The sequence below is a fragment of the Pseudomonas sp. Kh14 genome (genome assembly GCF_900291005.1).
GTDB lineage: Bacteria > Pseudomonadota > Gammaproteobacteria > Pseudomonadales > Pseudomonadaceae > Aquipseudomonas > Aquipseudomonas alloputida.
On the sequence record NZ_OLKJ01000168.1, the window covers coordinates 1 to 259 of the forward strand.

Genomic DNA, 259 nt, shown 5'->3' on the forward strand with positions numbered 1-259 from the left:
GTGCCGGCCTGCTGCGCTACCTGGTCAGCTACCGCGAGCACGCCGAGTTCCATGAGCAGTGCGTCGAGCGCATCTTCAGTGAAGTGTCTGCGCGCTGCCGGCCGCAGTGGCTGGAAGTCGAAGCCCGCTATACCCGTCGCGGTGGCCTGGACATCAACCCGTGGCGCGCCAGCCCCGGCATTGCCGCCCCGGCCGCGACCTACCGCGAACTGCGGCAGTAACCGCCGCAGGCGGTTACAGGTAGCGCCGGGCCATGCCC

1 pseudogene is annotated in these 259 nt (G+C 69.9%); it reads left to right on the forward strand.

Going from position 1 to position 259, the window contains the following annotated elements:
• A pseudogene (gene queF / locus FQ668_RS27710) lies at window positions 1-221 on the forward strand (NADPH-dependent 7-cyano-7-deazaguanine reductase QueF); the annotation flags it as partial.
• Between the last annotated feature and the right edge of the window lie 38 nt (window positions 222-259).